At 73.1% G+C, this 18919-nt stretch carries 17 protein-coding genes; 8 read left to right on the top strand and 9 right to left on the bottom strand.

Annotated elements, in window-relative coordinates; translation table 11 throughout:
• Positions 1-130: 130 nt before the first annotated feature.
• On the top strand, positions 131-1135 hold the full coding sequence (locus ACZ61E_RS31760; RefSeq protein ID WP_469703795.1) for a UbiA family prenyltransferase: 1005 nt from the start codon (positions 131-133) through the stop codon (positions 1133-1135).
• Positions 1136-1142: 7 nt separating this feature from the next.
• The gene (locus ACZ61E_RS31755) at positions 1143-2231 is read left to right on the top strand and encodes a polyprenyl synthetase family protein (protein ID WP_469703793.1); all 1089 of its coding nucleotides are present in this window, start codon (positions 1143-1145) and stop codon (positions 2229-2231) included.
• 118 nt (positions 2232-2349) lie between these two features.
• Here ACZ61E_RS31755 and ACZ61E_RS31750 read toward each other — a convergent pair whose 3' ends face one another.
• On the bottom strand, positions 2350-3582 hold the full coding sequence (locus ACZ61E_RS31750) for a hypothetical protein (protein WP_469703791.1): 1233 nt from the start codon (positions 3580-3582) through the stop codon (positions 2350-2352).
• Between the two features lie 316 nt (positions 3583-3898).
• Here ACZ61E_RS31750 and ACZ61E_RS31745 point away from each other — a divergent pair, with 316 nt between their 5' ends.
• Positions 3899-4567: an O-methyltransferase gene (locus tag ACZ61E_RS31745; RefSeq protein ID WP_469703789.1), complete on the top strand. Its 669-nt coding sequence runs from the start codon at positions 3899-3901 to the stop codon at positions 4565-4567.
• A 27-nt stretch (positions 4568-4594) separates the two neighbouring features.
• Here ACZ61E_RS31745 and ACZ61E_RS31740 read toward each other — a convergent pair whose 3' ends face one another.
• Both ACZ61E_RS31740 and ACZ61E_RS31735 read right to left on the bottom strand, forming a co-directional pair.
• Positions 4595-4879 (bottom strand): hypothetical protein, encoded by a 285-nt coding sequence (locus ACZ61E_RS31740; protein WP_469703787.1) that lies wholly within the window; start codon positions 4877-4879, stop codon positions 4595-4597.
• A gap of 154 nt (positions 4880-5033) precedes the next feature.
• Complete coding sequence (locus ACZ61E_RS31735; protein ID WP_469703786.1) at positions 5034-6821, bottom strand: flavin-containing monooxygenase; 1788 nt, start codon at positions 6819-6821, stop codon at positions 5034-5036.
• A 171-nt stretch (positions 6822-6992) separates the two neighbouring features.
• Between ACZ61E_RS31735 and ACZ61E_RS31730 the strand changes: the two genes are divergently transcribed.
• Positions 6993-8012: an SMP-30/gluconolactonase/LRE family protein gene (locus ACZ61E_RS31730; RefSeq protein WP_469703784.1), complete on the top strand. Its 1020-nt coding sequence runs from the start codon at positions 6993-6995 to the stop codon at positions 8010-8012.
• A 24-nt stretch (positions 8013-8036) separates the two neighbouring features.
• Here ACZ61E_RS31730 and ACZ61E_RS31725 read toward each other — a convergent pair whose 3' ends face one another.
• Complete coding sequence (locus tag ACZ61E_RS31725) at positions 8037-8648, bottom strand: TetR/AcrR family transcriptional regulator (RefSeq protein ID WP_469703783.1); 612 nt, start codon at positions 8646-8648, stop codon at positions 8037-8039.
• Positions 8649-8820: 172 nt separating this feature from the next.
• Here ACZ61E_RS31725 and ACZ61E_RS31720 point away from each other — a divergent pair, with 172 nt between their 5' ends.
• Positions 8821-9456: a maleylpyruvate isomerase family mycothiol-dependent enzyme gene (locus ACZ61E_RS31720; protein ID WP_469703781.1), complete on the top strand. Its 636-nt coding sequence runs from the start codon at positions 8821-8823 to the stop codon at positions 9454-9456.
• Positions 9457-9667: 211 nt separating this feature from the next.
• Here the strand turns inward: ACZ61E_RS31720 and ACZ61E_RS31715 are convergent, their stop codons facing one another.
• The 3 genes from ACZ61E_RS31715 to ACZ61E_RS31705 all read right to left on the bottom strand — a co-directional run bounded on the left by ACZ61E_RS31715 (position 9668) and on the right by ACZ61E_RS31705 (position 13753).
• Positions 9668-10468: a hypothetical protein gene (locus ACZ61E_RS31715; RefSeq protein ID WP_469703779.1), complete on the bottom strand. Its 801-nt coding sequence runs from the start codon at positions 10466-10468 to the stop codon at positions 9668-9670.
• A gap of 223 nt (positions 10469-10691) precedes the next feature.
• Positions 10692-11348 carry a DNA-binding response regulator gene (locus ACZ61E_RS31710; protein ID WP_469703778.1) on the bottom strand — a complete coding sequence of 219 codons (657 nt, stop codon included), beginning with the start codon at positions 11346-11348 and terminating at the stop codon, positions 10692-10694.
• On the bottom strand, positions 11345-13753 hold the full coding sequence (locus ACZ61E_RS31705) for a sensor histidine kinase (protein WP_469703776.1): 2409 nt from the start codon (positions 13751-13753) through the stop codon (positions 11345-11347). Before ACZ61E_RS31705 ends, ACZ61E_RS31710 begins: the two co-directional genes overlap by 4 nt.
• A gap of 181 nt (positions 13754-13934) precedes the next feature.
• Here ACZ61E_RS31705 and ACZ61E_RS31700 point away from each other — a divergent pair, with 181 nt between their 5' ends.
• Entirely contained in the window at positions 13935-14798 is an 864-nt protein-coding gene (locus ACZ61E_RS31700) for an LmbU family transcriptional regulator (protein WP_469703775.1), read from the top strand.
• Here ACZ61E_RS31700 and ACZ61E_RS31695 read toward each other — a convergent pair.
• Together ACZ61E_RS31695 and ACZ61E_RS31690 are read right to left on the bottom strand one after the other, a co-directional pair.
• Complete coding sequence (locus ACZ61E_RS31695; RefSeq protein ID WP_469703774.1) at positions 14751-15425, bottom strand: hypothetical protein; 675 nt, start codon at positions 15423-15425, stop codon at positions 14751-14753. The genes ACZ61E_RS31700 and ACZ61E_RS31695 overlap by 48 nt on opposite strands.
• Before the next feature lie 114 nt (positions 15426-15539).
• On the bottom strand, positions 15540-16298 hold the full coding sequence (locus tag ACZ61E_RS31690; protein WP_469703773.1) for a hypothetical protein: 759 nt from the start codon (positions 16296-16298) through the stop codon (positions 15540-15542).
• Positions 16299-17022: 724 nt separating this feature from the next.
• Here ACZ61E_RS31690 and ACZ61E_RS31685 point away from each other — a divergent pair.
• Positions 17023-17829 (top strand): peptidoglycan-binding protein, encoded by an 807-nt coding sequence (locus ACZ61E_RS31685; protein WP_469703772.1) that lies wholly within the window; start codon positions 17023-17025, stop codon positions 17827-17829.
• A complete protein-coding gene (locus tag ACZ61E_RS31680) occupies positions 17826-18671 on the top strand; it encodes a helix-turn-helix domain-containing protein (RefSeq protein ID WP_469703770.1) in 846 nt (281 codons plus the stop codon). Before ACZ61E_RS31685 ends, ACZ61E_RS31680 begins: the two co-directional genes overlap by 4 nt.
• Positions 18672-18919: the final 248 nt, after the last annotated feature.

Below are 18919 nucleotides of genomic sequence, written 5' to 3'. Positions count from 1 at the left end.
CCCCCCCCCCCCCCCCCCCCCCCCCCCCCCCCCCCCCCCCCCCCCCCCCCCCCCCCCCCCCCCCCCCCCCCCCCCCCCCCCCCCCCCCCCGACGCGATCTCCGAGCTCCCGCAGAGAAAGGCAAGGACCCATGCCGAGCGCCGACACCGCGACACTCACCGAGAAACTGACCGAGATCCTGACCGACCCCCAGGGCGCGCCCGGTGAACGCCCCTCACTGGCCGCCCGCGTCCGGTACGTACTGGTGATCCGGCGATTCGAGTTCATGCCGGTCATCCTCACCGTCGCCCTCGCACCGGCCCTCCTCGGCGCACACTCCTGGGGAGACTTCCTCTCGCTCAACATGGTCCTCGCCGTCCTCTACGCCATCTCCGGCATGCAGATCGGCAACATGACGAACGCCCTGGCCGACCGCGAGCAGGACGCCCTGTACAAGTCCCGTCAGTCGGAGGCCATTTACGGGCTCGGGGTCTCGCGGGTCGTCGTCCACATCGCCGTGTCGACGGCCGTGTGCAGCGCCCTGGCCACGATCCTCGCCGTCCGGACCGGACACTGGGATCTCCTCCTGATCGCGGTCGTCGTGGGAATCCTCGGCTTCCAGTACTCGGTCCCCCCGCTGAAGCTGAAGAGCGCCGGAGCCTGGCAGCTGCCGACACTCCAGCTGAGCCTGGTGTTCCTGCCCGGTCTCTTCGTCCTGCGCTCCTACGAGCAGGAGGTGGAGTGGGGCAGCGTCGTGACCCTGGCGGGCTTCGCGATGGCCCTGGTGTCGCTGTTCGTCACCAGCCACGCCGAGGACTACCTGGAGGACGAGCAGTTCGGGATCCGGACCTACACCGTCGCCTGGGGACTCACCAGGACGATGTACATCCAGTCCGGCATGCTGTTCGCGGGCGCGCTGCTGATGATCGGCTCCGTGTCCGCCACCTTCGGCGTCACCTGGGCGCTCGTCCCCCTCGCCGTCGCCTGGCTGCTGAGCCAGCGACTGCTGTTCACGGTGGTGCGGGACGTGCGCGGCGCCACGATGGACTCGGCGATCGCCGCCCTCCACAAGAAGTCGCTCATCGGCCCCTACCACGCCGCGCTGGTCGGCTGGACGACCGTGGTCCTGGCGGTCTTCGTCCTGATCGGCCGGTGAGCCGGCCATGACCGTCACATCATCCGACACCGTCGCGAGTGCGGACGCCGTCGACGCCGTGCTCCAGGCGTTCTTCGCCGACCGCCGGGCCGCCGCCGACGCGATCGGCCCCGGCTTCGCCGCGGCCGTCGCCGAACTGGAGGGCTATGTCCTGCGCGGCGGCAAACGCGTGCGGCCGGCCTTCGCCTGGACGGGCTGGCTCGGCGCCGGTGGTGACACGTCGGGGCCGGCCGCCGACGCGGTCCTGCGCTGCTGTACGGCCCTTGAGCTGCTGCACGCGTCCGCCCTGATCCACGACGACATCATCGACGCGTCCCTCACCCGCCGCGGCCTTCCCGCCGCGCATGTGACGTTCGCCGACCGGCACCGGGCCCGGGGCTGGTCCGGCGATCCGGAGACGTTCGGCGCGGCCGCCGCCATCCTGGTCGGCGACCTGGCCCAGGCATGGGCCGACGACATGGTCCAGCTGTCCGGTCTCCCGGCGGACGCGAAGGCACGCGTCCTGCCGGTCTGGTCCGCCATCCGCACGGAAGTCCTCGGCGGGCAGCTGCTCGACCTGACCGCCGAGGCGAGCGGCGACGAGGACATCGGTGCGGCGCTGCGCGTCAACCGGTACAAGACGGCCTCGTACACGGTGGAACGCCCGCTGCACCTGGGCGCCGCGATCGCCGGCGCCGATCCCGGTCTCGTCACCGCCTACCGCACGTTCGGCGTGAACGTCGGCATCGCCTTCCAGCTCCGCGACGATCTGCTGGGGATCTTCGGCGACCCCGCGGTGACGGGCAAGCCGTCGGGCGACGACCTCCGCGAGGGCAAGCGGACGGTGCTGCTGGCCTCCGCGCTGCGACGCGCCGACGAGAGCGATCCGGCCGGGGCGCGGTTCCTCAGGGCGAGGATCGGCACCGACATCTCCGACGGCGAACTCGGCAGGATCCGTGCCGTCATCACCGCGACCGGCGCGGTCGACCACATCGAACGGGACATCGCCCTTCGCACCGACCGGGCACTCTCCGTGCTGCGGACGAGCGGCGCGACCGCCGAGGCGAAGGACCGGCTCGCCGCGATGGCCGTCAGCGCCACACAGCGCGTCTCGTAGGGCTGTGGGAGGCGACGGGGCCCGGGACACGGGGGAGCGCCGGGCGGGCCGGCCGGATCACCCGGCGCGTCCGTCCGGCCGGGCCGGGCCCGTACCACAGGGTCACCGGCTCACCGGCTCATGGCCGCAGGGTCACCGGACCGGCCGCCGGGGCTGCCTTGTGCGCCGCCAGCAGATGCAGCCGCCCGGTCATCGCCTCGATCCGCCGGTGCAGGTCCGCCGGATTCGCGCCGACGTGGATGTCCTTCAGGATCGCCTTGTCCTCACCGGTGACAGCGCTGTGGCGCAGGGTGCGGTGGTAGGGCGTGGCGGTCTCGTACTCCTTGCGGCGCCGGCCCCCCTGCCCGCCGGCCGGCACGGAGTACTGCTGCGGCCAGAAGTAGTTGGAGAGTCCGGACAGCGCCGCCCAGATCTCGTTGAGGAGAACCAGTTCCCCGGTCGTGTCGTAGCGGAACCCGTCGGCGATGGAACGCAGCGTGCTCCAGTTCTTCTGGCCGACATGACGGCCGCCGTCACGGGCGGGGCGCGCGTGGGTGAACGTCACCCTGCGCTGCCCGCACCAGCGCAGCAGCACGGCGTCCGCTCTCGTGTCGTCGTCACCGAAATCGAGCCCGAGCACCGGGAACGGCAGCATCCGCGAGATCCTGTCCAGCGCGACGCCCACGCCGTTGACCGTCCGCACCGTGCGGTTCTCGGTCCACCCGGTGGCGATGTCGGTGGCGGACACCGTGTGCAGATGGTCACCGCCCGGCGCACCGGCGCCGTGCCCGGCGACCGTGATCTCCATGAAACCCGGCCGCGTGTCGTCCCACTCCGACCAGGCCAGGAGGGGGACTTCGTTGCGCGGTGACGAACCGGCCCGTATCCGGGTCGTCGTGCGGCCCGGCCGCCGGTGCGGCGCCAGCCGGCGATCGATCGTCGCCGCGGACATCCCCATCAGCAGCTCCGCGGTCCCGTCGTCGATGTCCAGTTCGTCGTGGCGGCGCAGTACCGGCACCAGCTCCGGCAGTACCGGTGCCAGCCGCTTGCCCGCGGGCCTGTCCAGCACGGTCCAGCAGAACAGCAGCGCGGCGACGACATCGGTGTCGTACTTCGCGTACCCGCGCGGCAGGCCGGGCCGCTTCGGGCGTACGGCGGTCAGCAGCGCCTTGCGGGCATGGCTGCGGTGCCAGCCGGTCGCCGCGCACAGCCGGTCGAGGATCTGCGTCTTCTCCTGCCTGCCCGCCCCGGCGTATCGGGTGGCGAGCGCGACGACCAGCATCCGCCGCTCGGCGGGGGACGCCGCGGCGGGGTCCCCCGGAGTCCCGGCGGGTGGGTCCGCCACCGGTGGCGGCGGGGGACGGTCGTACACCGACCGCCCCGGCTCCGTCCGAACCGCGCTGCCGACCGAGCTGATCAACGTTCCCCCCTGTGGCCACGGCGCCCCGCGGGGCGTCTCCCCGCTACCGGACGAACGATGGCCCGGTTCGGCGGAGCGCCGCGCGCTTGTCGCTCGTGGCCGCGTCGCGGCCGGACGGAGGATCCCTCGTGCCACCGGCGTGCGCACGTCGCCCTTGGCCGCGGAGGCGATGGTGTGAGAGAACCGGACGGGACCGGAACTGCCGCTCCGGCTCGGGCGCGACCCGCGGCAGAGACCCCCACTCACTCCCGGCGAAGGAACTGACGACATGAGCAGCCCCGCGGACCAGATCAAGTCCGTCCCCCTCACCCCCGCCCTGTACGACTACGTCGTGGCCCAGGCGGAACCGCCCACCCCCGTCCAGGACCGGCTGATCGCCCGCACCAGGGCCCTCGGCGGACCCGCCGAGATGCAGATCCCGCACGAACAGGGCGTGCTGCTCACCCTGCTGGCGCGGCTCACCGGCGCCCGCCGCATCGTCGAGGTGGGCACGTTCACCGGTTACTCGACCCTCGCCCTCGCCGAGGGGCTGGTCCCCGGCGGCACCCTGATCACCTGCGACATCTCCACGGAGTGGACCGCCGTCGCGGAGGAGGCGTGGGAGGAGGCCGGTCTCCGGGACCGCATCGACCTCCGCATCGCCCCCGCCCTCGACACCCTCCGTGCCCTGCCCGCGGAGCCGGACATCGACATCGCCTTCCTGGACGCCGACAAGGACGGCTACCGCGCCTACTGGGAAGAACTCGTACCGAGGGTGCGCCCGGGCGGCCTGCTCCTCGCCGACAACGTGCTGTACGGCGGCGCGGCCGCGAATGCCGGTGCCGAGGGCAACGGTCTGGCGATCCGTGAGTTCAACGCCCATGTCCGCGCCGACGACCGGGTCGAGTCCATGCTGCTGCCGATCGCGGACGGTCTGACCATCGCCCGCAGACGCTGACGCCCCTGCCGGACCCGCGCTGTCCGGCTACGCGGACGCCCCGACCTGCCCCGCCGTGACCTGGGGTGGGTCGGGGAGCCGTGCGGCGAGGTTGTCCCGCACGAAGTGCGCTGCCCGCAGGGTCGACTCCTCGGCCCCTGCCCGGTCCTCGAAGACGCTGGTGGAGACGGACACCCCGTTCCCGGCGTCGATCCAGTAGAAGGCCACGAAGCCGGGGATCTCTCGTACGAGCGGCACGAAGCCCTCTCTCACCAGGCGTGCCACCTCGGGCGGGTCGGTCACGCCTTCGTACCGCCGTACCGCTGCGTACATGGCTGCTCTCCTCGCGCGTCGCCGGGTCGGTCCGTGCCGAGGTGCCGTACCCCCGCGGCGGCCCGCTCGTTCACGGGGGGCCTCCCCGTCACCGGAAGGGCCGCTCGCGGTGATCCGGATGGCGGTTCCGCCCCGCGGATTCCCGGCGCCCCGCTTACGCGAGTACCTCGTCGATCGACTCCTCCCGCCAGCGGCGCAGGAGTTCGTGGAAGGCGCGGGCGCCGTGCGGGTAGGCGCCCGCGCCGTTGGGGCGTCCGCGTCCCTCCCCGTTGTAGTAGCCGGGAGTGCAGTCGGCGTGGAACCACTCGTGGTCGGGTGCGTCCCGCGCCATGGTGGCGATCCAGGCGTCCTCCGCCTCGCGGGACGGTTCGATCAGGGCGCCCTTGGCCTCGGCCGCCGCGACGAGCGCGGCGGCGTGCACGGCCTGCTCGTCCAGGACGTGGGTGAAGTTGACGCTACTGGCGTTCTGGAGTGACCCCAGCTGGATCAGGTTCGGGAAGCCGTTGCTCGTGGCGCCGTGCAGGGTGCGGACGCCGTGCCGTGCCCATGTGTCGAGCAGGGTGCTTCCTCCCCGGCCGCGGACGGGGAGCTTCCCGGAGTGGATGCCGGAGACCCCGACGGAGAACCCGGTGGCGAAGATCAGGCAGTCGAGCGCGTGCACGGTGTCCCCGACCACGACACCGTGCTCGGTGACGCGTTCGATGCCGTGGGTGTCCGCGGTGTCGACCAGGGTGACATTGCCCCGGTTGAACGCCGGGTAGTAGAGATCGGAGAAGGCGGGGCGCTTGCAGGCGTACCGGTACCAGGGCTGGAGCTTCCCGGCCGTCACCGGGTCCGTGACGGTCCGCTCGACGCGGGCACGGATCTCGTTCATCTTGGCGGCGTCGGCGGCTTCGTAGGCAGCCTCGAAGGCATCCCGGTCGCCGGAGCGGCGGAAGCTCGGCAGCAGTTTCTCCAGGAGGCCGGCCGACGCCGTCCACCCGTCCGCCACGAGATCCTCGCCGGGCTCCTCGCCCGAGACGATGCCCAGGAAGTTGTCACGGCGCTCGCGGGCCCAGCCGTCGCGCTCCGCGCCGACGTCCCCCGCCGTGGTGCGGCGGTTGGCGCGTACGTCCACCGTGGAGGGGGTGCGCTGGAAGACATGGACGTGCCCGGCGTCCCTCGCCAGCATCGGAATGACCTGTACGCCGGTGGCGCCGGTACCGACGACGCCCACGCGTCTGTCCGCCAGCCCGGTCAGGCCGCCTTCCGCGGTGCCCCCGGTGTAGGCGTAGTCCCATCGGGACGTGTGGAAGGTGTGGCCCCTGAAGTCCTCGATGCCGGGGATCCTGGGCAGCTTCGGCTCGGTCAGCAGGCCGGTGGCTGTGACCACGTACGTCGCCCGGAACCGGTCGCCCCGGTCGGTGTCCACGACCCAGGTGCGGGAGCCCTCCTCCCAGGTCAGCGCGGTGACCGAGGTGGAGAACAGGGCGTCCGCGCGGAGCCCGAACCGCCGCGCGATCCGGACCGCGTGGAGCCTGATCTCCTCGCCGGGGGAGTACTTCCACTCCGGCACGTATCCGGTCTCGTCGAGCATCGGCAGGTACACGTGTGACTCGATGTCGCAGTGGACGCCCGGGTACCGGTTCCAGTACCAAGTGCCCCCGAAGTCACCGCCCTTGTCGATGACGCGGACCCGCTCCACGCCCCGCTGCCGCAACCGCGCCCCGGCGAGCACACCGCCGAATCCGCCCCCGACGACGGCGACGTCGACCGTGTCGCGCAGCGGCTCGCGGTCGGCCACCTCGCCCACGTAGGGGTCGGCGGCGTAGAAGCCGAACTCGGCCTCGGCGCCGCGGTACTGGCCGGTGCCGTCGGGGCGCACGCGCCGCTCCCGCTCGTGGCGGTAGCGCTGTCGCAGTGCGGCGATCTCGTCGGAGGTCGGCGTCTGGGGGGACGTCATGCGGTGGGTGCCTCTCTTCCGTCCATCTGTCCGGTACGGGCCGGCCGCCCTTGAGCCGCCGAACCGCCCTGCCGGTGAAGGGTCTTGAGGAACCGTAACAACAACCGGACAGTGATGTCCGGTTAGGGTGTGGGGGTACGGCGACCTTCGGACAGAAAGCGAGCACCCCCCATGCGACGACTCCGGAACCGGCCTCTCGCCGTGTGCGCCGCGCTCGGCGCGCTGGTCCTGGCCGGATGCGGCACCGACAGGCCCACTCCCGGCGACGGGGCGACGCCCACCGTGCGCGGCGGGACCGTCACCGCGCACGCGCTCATGCGGCTGACGGCGGTTCACGAGGAGACCGGAATGACCTTGCTGGAAGGACCGGTCTTCGGCGACGACGGCAGGCTCGTCGTCGTCGACGTCACCGCACCCGCCGGAGCGCCCAAGGTCATGAGCGTGGATGTCCGGAAGAAGACGGTGCGGAAGGTCTTCACCGACAGCGAGGGCGCTTACACCTCGGCCCAGTTCAGCCCGTACGACGGCCGGCTCCACCTGACCGACTTCGCCCACGGCGAGATCGTCTCCCTGGCCCCCGACGGCAGCGACCGGCGCACCTTCTTCACCGGCGAGGTCGACGGCGCCGTGATGCGACCCGACGACATCGCCTTCGACCAGGAGGGCAACCTGTACGTGAGCGACTCCCTCGGTATGTCCGAGGGCGAGGCGCGCGGCCGGGTGGTGCGTATCGACCGCGACGGGGAGAACGCCACCGTCCTGGCCGACGGCCTTGCGGCGCCCAACGGCATCTCGTTCGACATCGGCCACCGCGGGCTGTGGATCAGCGAGCTGACGGAGAACCGGATCTCCTACCTGCCCGTCGTCCGGCGCCCCGGCTCGGCCGGCCGCCACACCGCCGTCCGTGTCGACGGCGGCGTCGCCCGGACCGACTCGATCGCCGTGGACGCGGACGGCAACCTGTACCAGGCACTGCACGGCCGGCCCGCGATGGCCGTGTACGACAAGTACGGCGAACGGCTCGCGACCGTGGAGGTCCCCGCCCGCGCCAAGGGGCTGGAGTCGGCGACCAACGTGGCCATCAGGCCCGGCGGGACCACGGCCTACATGACCGTCAGCGGGCCCGCCGGCGGATACCTGTACACCTTCGACGCGCTCGCCGAGGGCGTACGGCAGTCCAACGGGGGCTGACGCCGACGGCCCCGCTCCGCGCCGTCAGCCCTGGCTCCCAGCCTTGAAGGGCGCCACCGGTCCCACCGTGATGCCGAGCAACCGCCAGGCCGCCAGGGCCCGGCGTTCACGTTCCCCGGGCGTGGGACCGGTGACCGCCCCGGAGACCATGGCGACGGCCAGCATGAGGTCGTCCGGCGCGTCCGGGGCACCCAGGCGGTGGCCGTCCGGCAGGCACCTCCGCAGGGAGCGCTCGAACCGCTCGGACAGGTTCCCGGCCAGCGCGTGGGCGCGGAAGCGGCCGTTCGCGCCGTCGGCGTGCAGCAGGCCGATGAAGGCCGCCGACTGCGCCAGATGCCAGGTCACCACTCCCAGGACCCCGGCGAAGGTCGCCTCCTCGGCGGCGGCCGCCTGCTCGATCTGGCGCACGTTCTCCTCCAGGACCGCGGACGCGATGGCGTCCCGGTCGGGGAAGTGCCGGTACAGCACCCCCTGTCCGACCCCCGCCCTGCGCGCGATGCCGGACAGCGGGGCGTCCAGACCGTGCAGCGCGTAGATCTCCCGTGCGGCGGCGACCAGAGCGGCCCGGTTGCCCGCGGCGGCCTTCGGCCCCCGGTTCGCGGGCCGGCGTACGTCCGGCGTGGGCTGCTGGGTCATCCGGACAGGGTATCGGCCGGTCGACACCGGCCACCGGCGCGGCCGCTGTCACGCCTGCGCGGCAGGCCGTCGGCCGCACCCGGCGGTACGGGCGGCCGGCGACCACCGCGAGCGGGGCCGATGAGTTCCCGGCACGCGCCGGGTCTGCCCTGACGGATGCCGTAGCCGACCGATGGAGGAAGCCGTGGGAGATGTCTGGCCGATGGTCCACGCGGAGCGTGCCGCGCTCATCGGCGACCTGGAACGCGTCGACGACGGGCGCTGGGACGAGCCGTCGCTCTGCGCCGGGTGGACCGTGCACGACGTGGTCGCGCACCTGGCCGACACGGCGCGGGCGACACGGCTGGGCTTCCTGGCCGGCCTGGTCCGTGCGCGGTTCGACTTCGACCTCCAGAACGCCCGCGGCGTCGCACGCGAACGCGGGGCCTCACCGCGGGAGACGCTGGACCGCCTGCGCCGGGTGGCGCCCCGCACCTCGACCCCGCCGGCGCCCCTCGACAGCCGGCTCGTCGAGGAGATCGTCCACGGCGAGGACATTCGCCGGCCGCTGGGGATCGTCCACTCCTACCCGGGGCGGGCCGTCGTCAGATCGCTGCGCCTCCAGGCCCGGACTCCCGCCTCCTTCGGCGGGGCCAGGGAACTCGTGGCCCGTACCCGGCTGACGGCCACGGACGCCGGCATCACGATCGGCGAAGGCCCGGAGGTGAGCGGCCCCGCGCTGTCACTGCTGCTGGCCGTCTCCCGCCGGCGGGTGGCACTGGACGACCTGGAGGGACCGGGGCTCGCCGCGCTGGCCGAGGAGATCTGACCATCCGCCGGCGAGCCCCCCACGGCACCGCCACCGGCCCCGTCGGCCCGGCCCGTGGGCCGGGCCGATCGGCCGCCCGGGACCTGCCCGGACGGCCGCCCGGTACGAACGCGCCCGGCGGGGCTCGGTCACGGTCCGCCGTCGTCGGTCCCGCGCCGACCGGACCGGGAGCGGCGGCGCGATGAGCGCCTCACGCGTCGGCGCGTGTCCGTCAGGGGTAGGCGACCCGCATGCTCTTGACCGCTCCCGAGGGGAGGGTCCAGCTCGCCGAGGCGAAGCCCTCGTCGAAGCCGCTGCGCTGGCGCATGGTGGTGCCCGACCAGCTGGTGGTGCGCCGGGTGCAGGACGGGTCGCAGAGGTCCGCGGTCTGCGAGCTGCTCTCGCCGTTGACCACGTGGCCCACCCGCACCCACTTCGGCTCGATCCACTGGCCGGACTTGGGCTTGACCTGGATCTGGGCGCGTTCGTGCCCGATCGTGCGGTAGCTGCGCTCGTGCCGGTTCACGCAGACCTCGCCCGCGCTGTACGTCACGCACCGGCCGGCGACCTTCGTCCACGCGGCCCATGAGGCGCCGATCATCAGATGGTCGTCGGTCATCGTGCCGCGCGCGACATAGGCGCCCGCGGTTGTCTCGACCGGGGACCAGGAGGAGGCCCAGGCCGTGGTCTTCGGTGTGCACCCGCCGGCGCAGAGGTCCTTGAGCACCCCGCCGCTGCTCCACGAGTAGGTGGTCGGCGTGATCGAACCACCGGCGGTGGGAGTGACGGTCAGCCGCCCCCGGTAGCCGGTGACGGACCCGGAGTCGGTGACCCGCTTCTGCACCTCGGCACAGGCCGAGCCGGCCGTCACTGTCTTGCAGTTCTTGTCGTGGGCCTGCCATGTGGTGGCGGCTTCGGCGCCACTGGGGGTGGCCACGACCGTGGCACCCGCGGCGGCCAGGGTGGCCAGTGCGGCGATGATTCTGCGCATGAGTCCGTCCAGAGTGGTGACGACCACGCGGTGCGTGGTCACGGTCGAAGCCGGTCGGTGACCGGCAGCGCGTATGACAGCCCGCCGGGTGGTCCGGGTTGCGCCGGCGTCCGGAAAGCGCGCTGTCACCGCTCCGATCGCCCGACACCGTGTCCCGTCGACAGGACAACGGGACGACGCACGACGCACGACGGGACGACGGGACACACGTCGGGGGTTCAAGGGGGGGCGGGGCGCAAGGGGTGAAAGGTAGGAAACCCCGCGCTCAGAGATCGTCCACGTCGACCAGCCCGTCCTGTACCGCGCGGGCCACCAGGCTCGCCTTGGTCCGCGCGGGGCGCCCGACGTTCGCGTACTTGATCCGCACCCGGTCCAGATACGAGTTGACCGTCCGTACCGAGATGCCCAGGCGCTGCGCGACCAGTTCCTTCGACTCCGACTGGAACCACTCGATGAGCACGTTCTCCTCGCGTACGGAGAGCTGGGGGCGGTCGGCGCGGGCGTTCGTACCCAGCGCGCCGGCCAGCGCGGGCGGCATGTAGGGCCGCTCGTCGGCTGCCGCCAGCGTCGCCTCGACCAGGTGCAGCCGGCCCTCGCTCTTGGCGAGGAACGTCGCGGCCCCCAGGTCCAGGCAGTTGAGCGCCGTCTTCTCGTCGTCGCGCATCGAGTAGACGACCACCTGCCGCCCGGCGTCGACGAGCCTGCGCAGACTGCCGAAGACCGGGCCGCCCTGGCCCAGTTGCAGATCCAGCAGGACGACATCGGCCGTACTGCCGGGCGCGGTCCACGCCTCCTGGACGGAGGCCCCGGCCGCGACCACGGTGATCGGCCGCCGCGACGCGGCGTACCACGCCTCGATGCCGGAGAGAATGGCGGGATGGTCGTCGACGACGACCACGCTGACCGGTGCGCCGTCACTCATACCGGATCAACTCCCGAGATCGCGGTCCGTCTCCACAGGGACTCCACCCACAGACTTCCGCCCCGCGTCGTTCTGGCCACAGTCACCCTCGCGTCCGTCTCACGGCCATCGGATCGAGCACTCCCTCCTGAAGAGGGACCGCCCTCGTCGCCCTCGCTGATCACACTCACCCGGACCGATCCGGGAGTCCACACGACCGTCACCCGTGCCACCGAGCGGGTACGGCCCACGACCACCGCCACCGGGTCGATCAACTCCCTGCGTATCTCCACCGGCACCTCACCCGGACGGCCGCGCACGGCCAGACTCACGGTCGCCCCCTGGTGCTCGGCCACCTCCACACAGGCCCGCAACTCGTTCAGCAGCGGGTCGGAGACGGCGTCGCTCTCCGCGAACAGGCGGCGCATACGGGCGGCCTCCACACCGCAGCGCAGCCTGACGTCCTCGTCGAACGGGCTCAGCGCACCGTGGCCGAGCCCCACGAGCAGGGGAATCGTCGTCGCCGTCAGGGCGCGGTAGCGCTCCTTGTGATCGCGCTGCATGTCCGCGTGGATACGCTCCCGGGTACGCAGCTCCTCCTCACGTGCCGCCTCGGCGGCGGCCGTCCGCGCCGTACCGTGCAGCAGGCGCGTCAGCACACCCGCGGAGAGCTGGAAGCCGCAGTTGGAGACCGCGGCGATCCCCATGACGGCCGCCTGCGCGGCGTCCGGCGCGCCCCAGAGCAGCACCGCGGTGGCGTTGAGCCCGATGTGCGCCACCAGGAACATGGCGAACACCCTGACCCGCAGGTCGGCCAGGAGAATCAGCGCGTGCCAGCCGACCAGCCCGAACGCCCAGTCCGCCGCGCCCGTCAGCCGCTCCGGGGGAAGCGTGAACGCGCAGGTCGCCGAAGCGCCCAGCACCGCGGCGAGCCCCCAGCCGCGCACCCTCGGCGGGAGCCGCCTGCCGCGCAGCAGATGGACGGCCGCGGTCACCGCGACGACGGTGAGGCAGACGAAGGCGCCCGTCTGCGCCCAGGCGGGCCGGTACGCGCTCTGATAGGTGGTGAGCTGGTTCAGCGAGAGGGTGAACTGCGACAGCAGACTGATCAACAGCGCCGCCAGTTGGGCCCCTTGGAGCAGCTGGCCCCGGATGAGGCGGGCGACGGCCGTGTGCTGGGCCGGGGCGCGGGGTACGCGCGACGGCTGCTCCACCGGTGCCCCGTCCCTCACCCGCGACGTGGAGGGGGCCGCGTGCCAGTGCCACCGCACACGGGTCCCGGCGCCCGGTCGCGAGGTGATCGTGGCGGACCCGCCGACCGTCCGCATCCTGCCGATGATGGATCCGGAGATGCCGCGGCGCCGCGGGGGGACGGCCTCCGGGTCGAAACCCCGCCCCGTGTCGGCCAGTTCGACGACGACACCGCCGTCCTCGTGCGCCCATGCCGCGAGCCGCGCCTCCCGGACCCCGGCGTGGCGCGCCACGTTGGTGACGGCCTCCCGGACCCCGTTGAATATCGCGAGCCCGGGGCCGGACGGCACGGTGAGCGGGCCGTCGACGCGCGTCCTGAGCCGCACCATGGCCTGGTCCTCCTTCCCGGAGCCCCCGGCCCCGGGCACGCAGGCGAGAAGCGCGGCGAGGTCGACGCGCCCCGTCTCGAACCCGGGCATGGCGGACAGCGCTTCCAGATCCTCTCTGGCACGGGGAGCGAGCCACGACCAGTCCCGGCCGACGCCCTGGGACACCATCAGCAGGGTCGTGTTCGCCGTATCGTGCAACGTCGCCAGGTACTCCCGCTCGGTCGCCCTCCGCGCGGCGGCGACATCGGCCTCCCTGCGTGACGCGGCCCTGAGCGCGGCCGACCGGTCCGCCGCCCGGGACCGTGAGCGGATGACGAGATAGGCGGCCCTCGACAGACCCGCGATGAAGAGCAGCCGCGCCAACGACGCCGGTTCCGGGAGCCGTTCGGGGGAGGCGAGGACATCGCCGAGCGCGCAGGACGCGACCCCGAGCACCGCCAGGTTGGCGCCGACGAGGGGGCGCACCGCCCACTCCTGCTGGAAGGTGATGACGCAGATGCCGACGACCGCCTCCACCATCACGTTCGCGCCGACGCCGCCGAGGACCGGCTGGCACAGTCCCGTCAGCACCACCACGGCCGCGTCCGACACCCACAGCAGCGAGGACGGGAGCGGGCGGCGCAGCCCGTACAGCCGCACGCCGCACGCGAGCAGGGCGGGCACCAGCAGGGCGAGCGCCGGCGCGAGCTCCGACGCGTCCGCCGCGACGATGCCCAGCGCACCGCACAGCCCGACGACGGCGGACCGCAGCCACACCCCGTACCGTTCGACGGTCACGTTCAGCAGGCGCTCGCCGGACCTCCGGCCCTCGGGTGTCTCGGCGGCCCCGTCCGCCTGTCCCGTCACCGCGTCCTCCGGTGGGCGCGCGCGCCGGTCCTTGTGGGTCGAACGACCGGCACACTTCCGCGCCGGGCCGGGCTACTGTGCCCGTCGTACGAGCCCGGAACGGTGGTACCGGGCGCGGACGGCTTCCGGTTCGCGCTGGCGGATTCGGTGAACAGGGCGAGCAGTTGACGAACGAACGCGCATGGTGACCAGCCGGGGGACGAGCTCCGGGAACGCGAAGGCGGCGGCGCTCCGCACGGCCGGCCGGCCGGTGTCACAGCGAAGGGGGACGGGGGGTGGACCCGGCCGGGACCAGCCGCTGACCACGAGGACCGCTCTGCGCATACCGGCCGGAACGACCTTCGAGGACTGGGAGCAGGCCGGGCGCCGGCTCTCCGGAGTGCTGGATTCGTCCTCATGGTGGCTCGGCGACTGGCTCGTGTACGGGAAGGACCACTACACGGACCGGTACCAACGGGGCGTTCGCGCTGCGGGCCTTCGATATCAGACGCTCCGGAACTATGCCTGGGTCTCACGGCGATTCGAGTTCGACCGGCGGCGTGCGGCGCTGAGTTTCCAGCACCACGCCGAACTGGCCTCACTCCCGGTCGGTGAGCAGGAGGCGTGGCTCGACCGTGCCGAGCGGATGAAGTGGTCCACCAAGCAGCTCCGTACCGCCCTGCGCGCCGCTCGTGACACCGGGAACGGGACCGGCGGGGCGGCCGGGGCGGGACACGGGAAGCGGACCGGTGCCGTACGGCGGCTCGCCGTCCCGCACGGTCGCATCCCGTGGTGGCACGAGGCCGCCGAGCGGTCGGGCACCGATCTGGAGCAGTGGGTGCTGACCACGCTCGACAGGGCGGCCGAGCGTGTCCTCGGTGAACGCGGCCACGAGGAGAGAGGCACGACGGCGGAGCCGTCGCCCGGACGGCCCGCTCTGCCGCCGGGCCGTCCGGGCGAAGCGGCCGTCGGCGGTGACGGTGAGGTCCCGCCGGCAGGCGTGCCGAGCTCTCGTACGTCAGTCCTGCCGCTTGTCCCACGGGTTCCCGATCCAGCTGTCGAATGAGGGGATCAGGGCCGCGAGGGCCGCGCCGAGCCGCCAGTCCAGGTCGGGCGCGTGCAGATGGACCGTGTCGCCGGACGACCTGAACTCCAGCGGCATCCCGCCACCGGCCCGCCACTTGATACGGCGGGGGCCACGCGGGAAGTCGCCACCGATGCCGCCGTTGAGCAGCGGGGCGATGAGGATGAACGGCAGCACCGGCGAACAGAGCCACCACACGCACCACCAGAAGATCCGGCCCTTGTACCCCACGGCGTCGGCGGCGCCAGGTCGGCTCACCGTCCACCGTGTGCGTACGCCCCGGCTGAACGCCTTGTCGCGCGAGACCCTGGCGAGTGACTCACCCTGCGGGCCGAGCACCTCGAACCGCGCCCGCCGTCCCCCGGCGAGGGTGACGACGCGGGCGACCGGTGTCCGCCGCTCCTCGTCCGCCCACAGGACGAATGAGCGTGCGCCGTTCTTGCGGGCCTTGAGATAGGCGGATATGCCGCCCGGCGGCAGCTCGCGTTCGACGTAGGCGGCGGAGCGCGAGCTCCGCGCCCCGTCGGAGAAGTCGACATGGCAGTCGAACTGCCCGCCGGGAGCCGTCCGCAGCCGCCGCAGCGCTCGCAGGCTCAGAGTACTGGTCACCCGGTGGGCTCCTTCTCGCGTTTCCGTGCACAACGTTCCGTACGAGGGGTCGCGCGGGCGGGGTTGCCCACGGGGCGGCGGATCCCGGAGACGCCGGGCACCTCCGGCAGGCGATCAGCCACCGCCTTCGCTCCTGACCGTGACCGTGACCGCGTCCCCGAGGCCCGGCGCCGTGCTCCTGGCCAGCTCCCCGGCACGGACGGGGTCCCCTCCCTCGGCCAGCAGGACGCTCAGACGGTCGGGGTAGAGGCCCGCGTCGACGACCGGGTGCTCGGCGGCCACCGCCTCGTACGCGGCGATCGCCCCGGTCGGGAGCGTGCCGTCGAAACCGGTCTGAACGGACAGCCCCGGCCGCGCCCCTCGCTCCGTTCCGACCGTCAGGGACGACACGTCCGGGAGCGGCCGGTACCGGCCGCCGCCGGAGACCATGTCCTCGAACAGCACCAGCGTGCCGGGGGCGTCGGCCGCGGTGATCTCGGACCGCCAGCCGCGGGTGCCCTTGCGCGACGCGTCGTTGATGTCCCCGCCCACCACGCGCTCGTCGTCCGTCAGCGACCGCCAGAGCGCCAGTACCTCACCGGTGCGGCGTTCGTCCGCGACGACCGTGAACGTGACGCCGTCCGCCGTGATCCGGCCGGTGATGTCGCGGTGACGGCCGACGTACCGCCTCAACTCGCCGGCCCGTTCGGAGACGACGTCGGCCGACGTGCCCTCCGTCAGGACCAGCACACCGGTCGCCGTCCCACCGAAGGGCAGCGTGTTGTTCTTGACGGTGTGGATGCTCGCCACGTCCGCCGTACCGGCCCAGTCCTTCTCGAAATCCGCGGCCAGCGCGGTGCCCTTGTTGATGGCGCAGCCGCTCATCAAAGGCACGGCCAGCACGGAAGCGACGGCCGGGATCAACCACCGCGGGGTGTTCTTGCTCAGAGCCGTCTCCTTGAGAGCGGGCGCGGCGCACGAGCGGGCGGAACCCGGTCGGTGTGAAGGGCGTCGGGCCCGCATCGGCGGACGCGGGAGAACCGGTCGGGGTACTCGGCGGACGCGGCCCTGGTGGGTGCCTCCGGGACGCCCCCCGGCGTCCCGGGGTTACGGGCAGGTACTCGCAGCCGCCACGGCCGGTGCGTCGCCGGGGCTGTGTCCTGCCCCGGATCGACCGCGGCGCGTGGCGAGATCTCGGCGTACACCGCCCGCTGGGTCGGTGCGGAAGCCGCCCCGGCCGCATCCACGGGGGCCGGCCCACCGACGGCGACCTCTGCGGTGGGTGACACCGACGAGTGCCTTCGAGAGAGCTCGCATGCTGTTCCCCTTCATGGTGCTGTGCTGGGTGGAGCCGGTCGCAGGGTCCGATTCCGCCACGAGACTGCTGGCTGGGCGCACCGCCTGGCCACAGCGGCTGGGGAAATGACGCCATCCCGGGACGTCCCACGCCCTGACCTGCTGTGACGTGACCCGTCCAGTCCGCACGGCGGGACGGCCGGAAGCGAGGGCGCCGATTTCAAGCCGGAACGGGCCGCCCCGTCGGCAGGCGCGGTGATGATGCAGAATGAGCCCGGAAGACGGGGCCGGACCAGTGGTCCCGAACGCGAATGGGGGTCGCATGTCGCGTTGGAAACCGCTGTCGGCCGGACTGCACCCGCATGTGCGTCAGTTGGTCGTGCGACTACGCGCAGTGAAGGACCGCGGCGGGCTGAGCACGCGCCAACTGGCCGTGAAGACCGGGTACAGCGCGAGATCCTGGCAGCGGTATCTGAACGGTCGGTCACTGCCGCCCCGCGAGGCCGTCGAGGCGATCGCCCGCGTCGGCGGTGACGATCCGGCCCGGCTGCTTGCGCTGCACGAGACAGCGGCCGACCACTGGGCCCGGGGGCGCCCGGACACCCCCGACGGCGGGGAGAGCGGCCCGGGAGGCACCACGGTGTCGCCGTCACGGGCTCTGCCGGAGCGGCGGCCCTACGGACGTGGTCTGCGCGCCGCCGTCGCGGCGGGAGCGGTGGCCCTGGTGCTGTCGGTCTCCGCGGCGCTCGTGCTGGCCGTGCGTCTCGCCGACGCCCGCGCCGAGCTGGCGGAGCGCTCCGCCGCGGGCCCGGTGACGCCGGCCAGGGTGTCGGAGACCTTGATACCGGTCACCTACACCTGCGAGGTGGAGCGTCATGACGGCCGCTGGTACGCGGGCCACAGCCAGACCTCGGACACCATGCTGGCGTACACGCACGTGGGGCGGGAAGTGGCCGAGGCGCAGTGCCTCTTGCGCCGGGCCGGGATATCGCCGGGTGACATAGACGGCATCTTCGGCCCGGAGACGCAGCGCGCCGTCGTGCGCCTTCAGAAGCGGGACGGGCTGGTCGTGGACGGCGTCATCGGTACGCACACCTGGAAGTCCCTGCGGGGGGCGGCGCCCGAGTGACGGCGGAGAACGACCGCCTGGCCGCGGCACTGCGGGAGTTGCGTGTCCGTACCGGTCTGAGCCTCGCGGCCCTGTCGGAGCGGACCCCGTACAGCAAGTCCTCGTGGGAGCGCTATCTCAACGGCAGGAGTCTGCCCCCGCGTCAGGCCGTCCAGGAGCTGTGCCGTCTCGCGAACGAGCCGCACGGGCGGCTGTTGGCACTGTGGGAGATAGCCGAGTCCGGCTGGAGCGGACGGGCGGCGCCCCCGGCCGCCGTCCCCGCCTCCGCCGCCGCGGATCCGTCGGCGGCGGGCCCGGCCCCGGCGGCCGGAGAACCGCACCGGCCCGCCGCGAGCGCGCGGCCGCGACTTCGCGGGGGTCCGCTCATGCTGGTGGTGGTCTCGGCGTACGCCCTGATCGTCGGCGGGGTGGCACTCGTGTTCTTCCTGCTGTCGGACCGGGGGACCTCGGCGGACGGACCGCCGTCGGACTCCGCGTCCTACTCACTCGCCCCCCAGTGCCACGGAGACGCCTGTGAGGGCCAGGACCCGCTGCGCCTGATCTGCGCCGTCGCTCCCGCCACCCTCACCACGTACCGCACCGAGACCGGCGCCCATGTGGAACTGCGCTACAGCGAGAAGTGCGGCGCGGCCTGGGCCCGCGTGTGGGGGGCCAGGATCGGTGACCTGGTGGAGATCAGGGCGGCGGGGCCGACCCGTGACGTACGCATAGAGGACACCGTGGACGAGGAGACCTACGTCTACACCCGGATGATCGCGGCCGACCCCGGCGGCACCGTCCGCGCCTGCTTCCGCCCCGCGCCCGCCGGCGAACGGGAGTGCGTCGAGGCCCGCGTGTCCTGAGTCCTGTCCTCGAACCGGCGTCCGGCGCGCGGCGCCGGTTCGAGGACAGGACCCGGCTCCGTGCCCACCGGGCGTCTCGCGGAACCGGCGGGGGAGTGGGGGGGGGGGGGGGGGGGGGGGGGGGGGGGGGGTTGGGGTGGGGGGGGGGGGGGGGGGGGGAAGGGGGGGGGGCGCCCCCCCCCCCGACCGACGACAACGCGGCGAGGCGCGGCACCAGGGCACGCGAGCCCGGCCGGGTTCCACGAGAA

It is taken from the genome of Streptomyces sp. NPDC104581 (assembly GCF_055583685.1).
The sequence above is the reverse complement of the archived record's forward strand: the minus strand, read 5'-3'. Positions and strand labels throughout refer to the sequence as shown.

What these genes read in the sequence shown, in the direction of transcription:
- ACZ61E_RS31760 (WP_469703795.1), top strand. Translation starts at nt 131, where the DNA reads ATGCCGAGCGCCGACACCGCGACACTCACCGAGAAACTGACCGAGATC.
- ACZ61E_RS31755 (WP_469703793.1), top strand. Translation starts at nt 1,143, where the DNA reads ATGACCGTCACATCATCCGACACCGTCGCGAGTGCGGACGCCGTCGAC.
- ACZ61E_RS31745 (WP_469703789.1), top strand. Translation starts at nt 3,899, where the DNA reads ATGAGCAGCCCCGCGGACCAGATCAAGTCCGTCCCCCTCACCCCCGCC.
- ACZ61E_RS31740 (WP_469703787.1), bottom strand. Translation starts at nt 4,879, where the DNA reads ATGTACGCAGCGGTACGGCGGTACGAAGGCGTGACCGACCCGCCCGAG.
- ACZ61E_RS31735 (WP_469703786.1), bottom strand. Translation starts at nt 6,821, where the DNA reads ATGACGTCCCCCCAGACGCCGACCTCCGACGAGATCGCCGCACTGCGA.
- ACZ61E_RS31730 (WP_469703784.1), top strand. Translation starts at nt 6,993, where the DNA reads ATGCGACGACTCCGGAACCGGCCTCTCGCCGTGTGCGCCGCGCTCGGC.
- ACZ61E_RS31725 (WP_469703783.1), bottom strand. Translation starts at nt 8,648, where the DNA reads ATGACCCAGCAGCCCACGCCGGACGTACGCCGGCCCGCGAACCGGGGG.
- ACZ61E_RS31720 (WP_469703781.1), top strand. Translation starts at nt 8,821, where the DNA reads ATGGAGGAAGCCGTGGGAGATGTCTGGCCGATGGTCCACGCGGAGCGT.
- ACZ61E_RS31710 (WP_469703778.1), bottom strand. Translation starts at nt 11,348, where the DNA reads ATGAGTGACGGCGCACCGGTCAGCGTGGTCGTCGTCGACGACCATCCC.
- ACZ61E_RS31700 (WP_469703775.1), top strand. Translation starts at nt 13,935, where the DNA reads ATGGTGACCAGCCGGGGGACGAGCTCCGGGAACGCGAAGGCGGCGGCG.
- ACZ61E_RS31685 (WP_469703772.1), top strand. Translation starts at nt 17,023, where the DNA reads ATGTCGCGTTGGAAACCGCTGTCGGCCGGACTGCACCCGCATGTGCGT.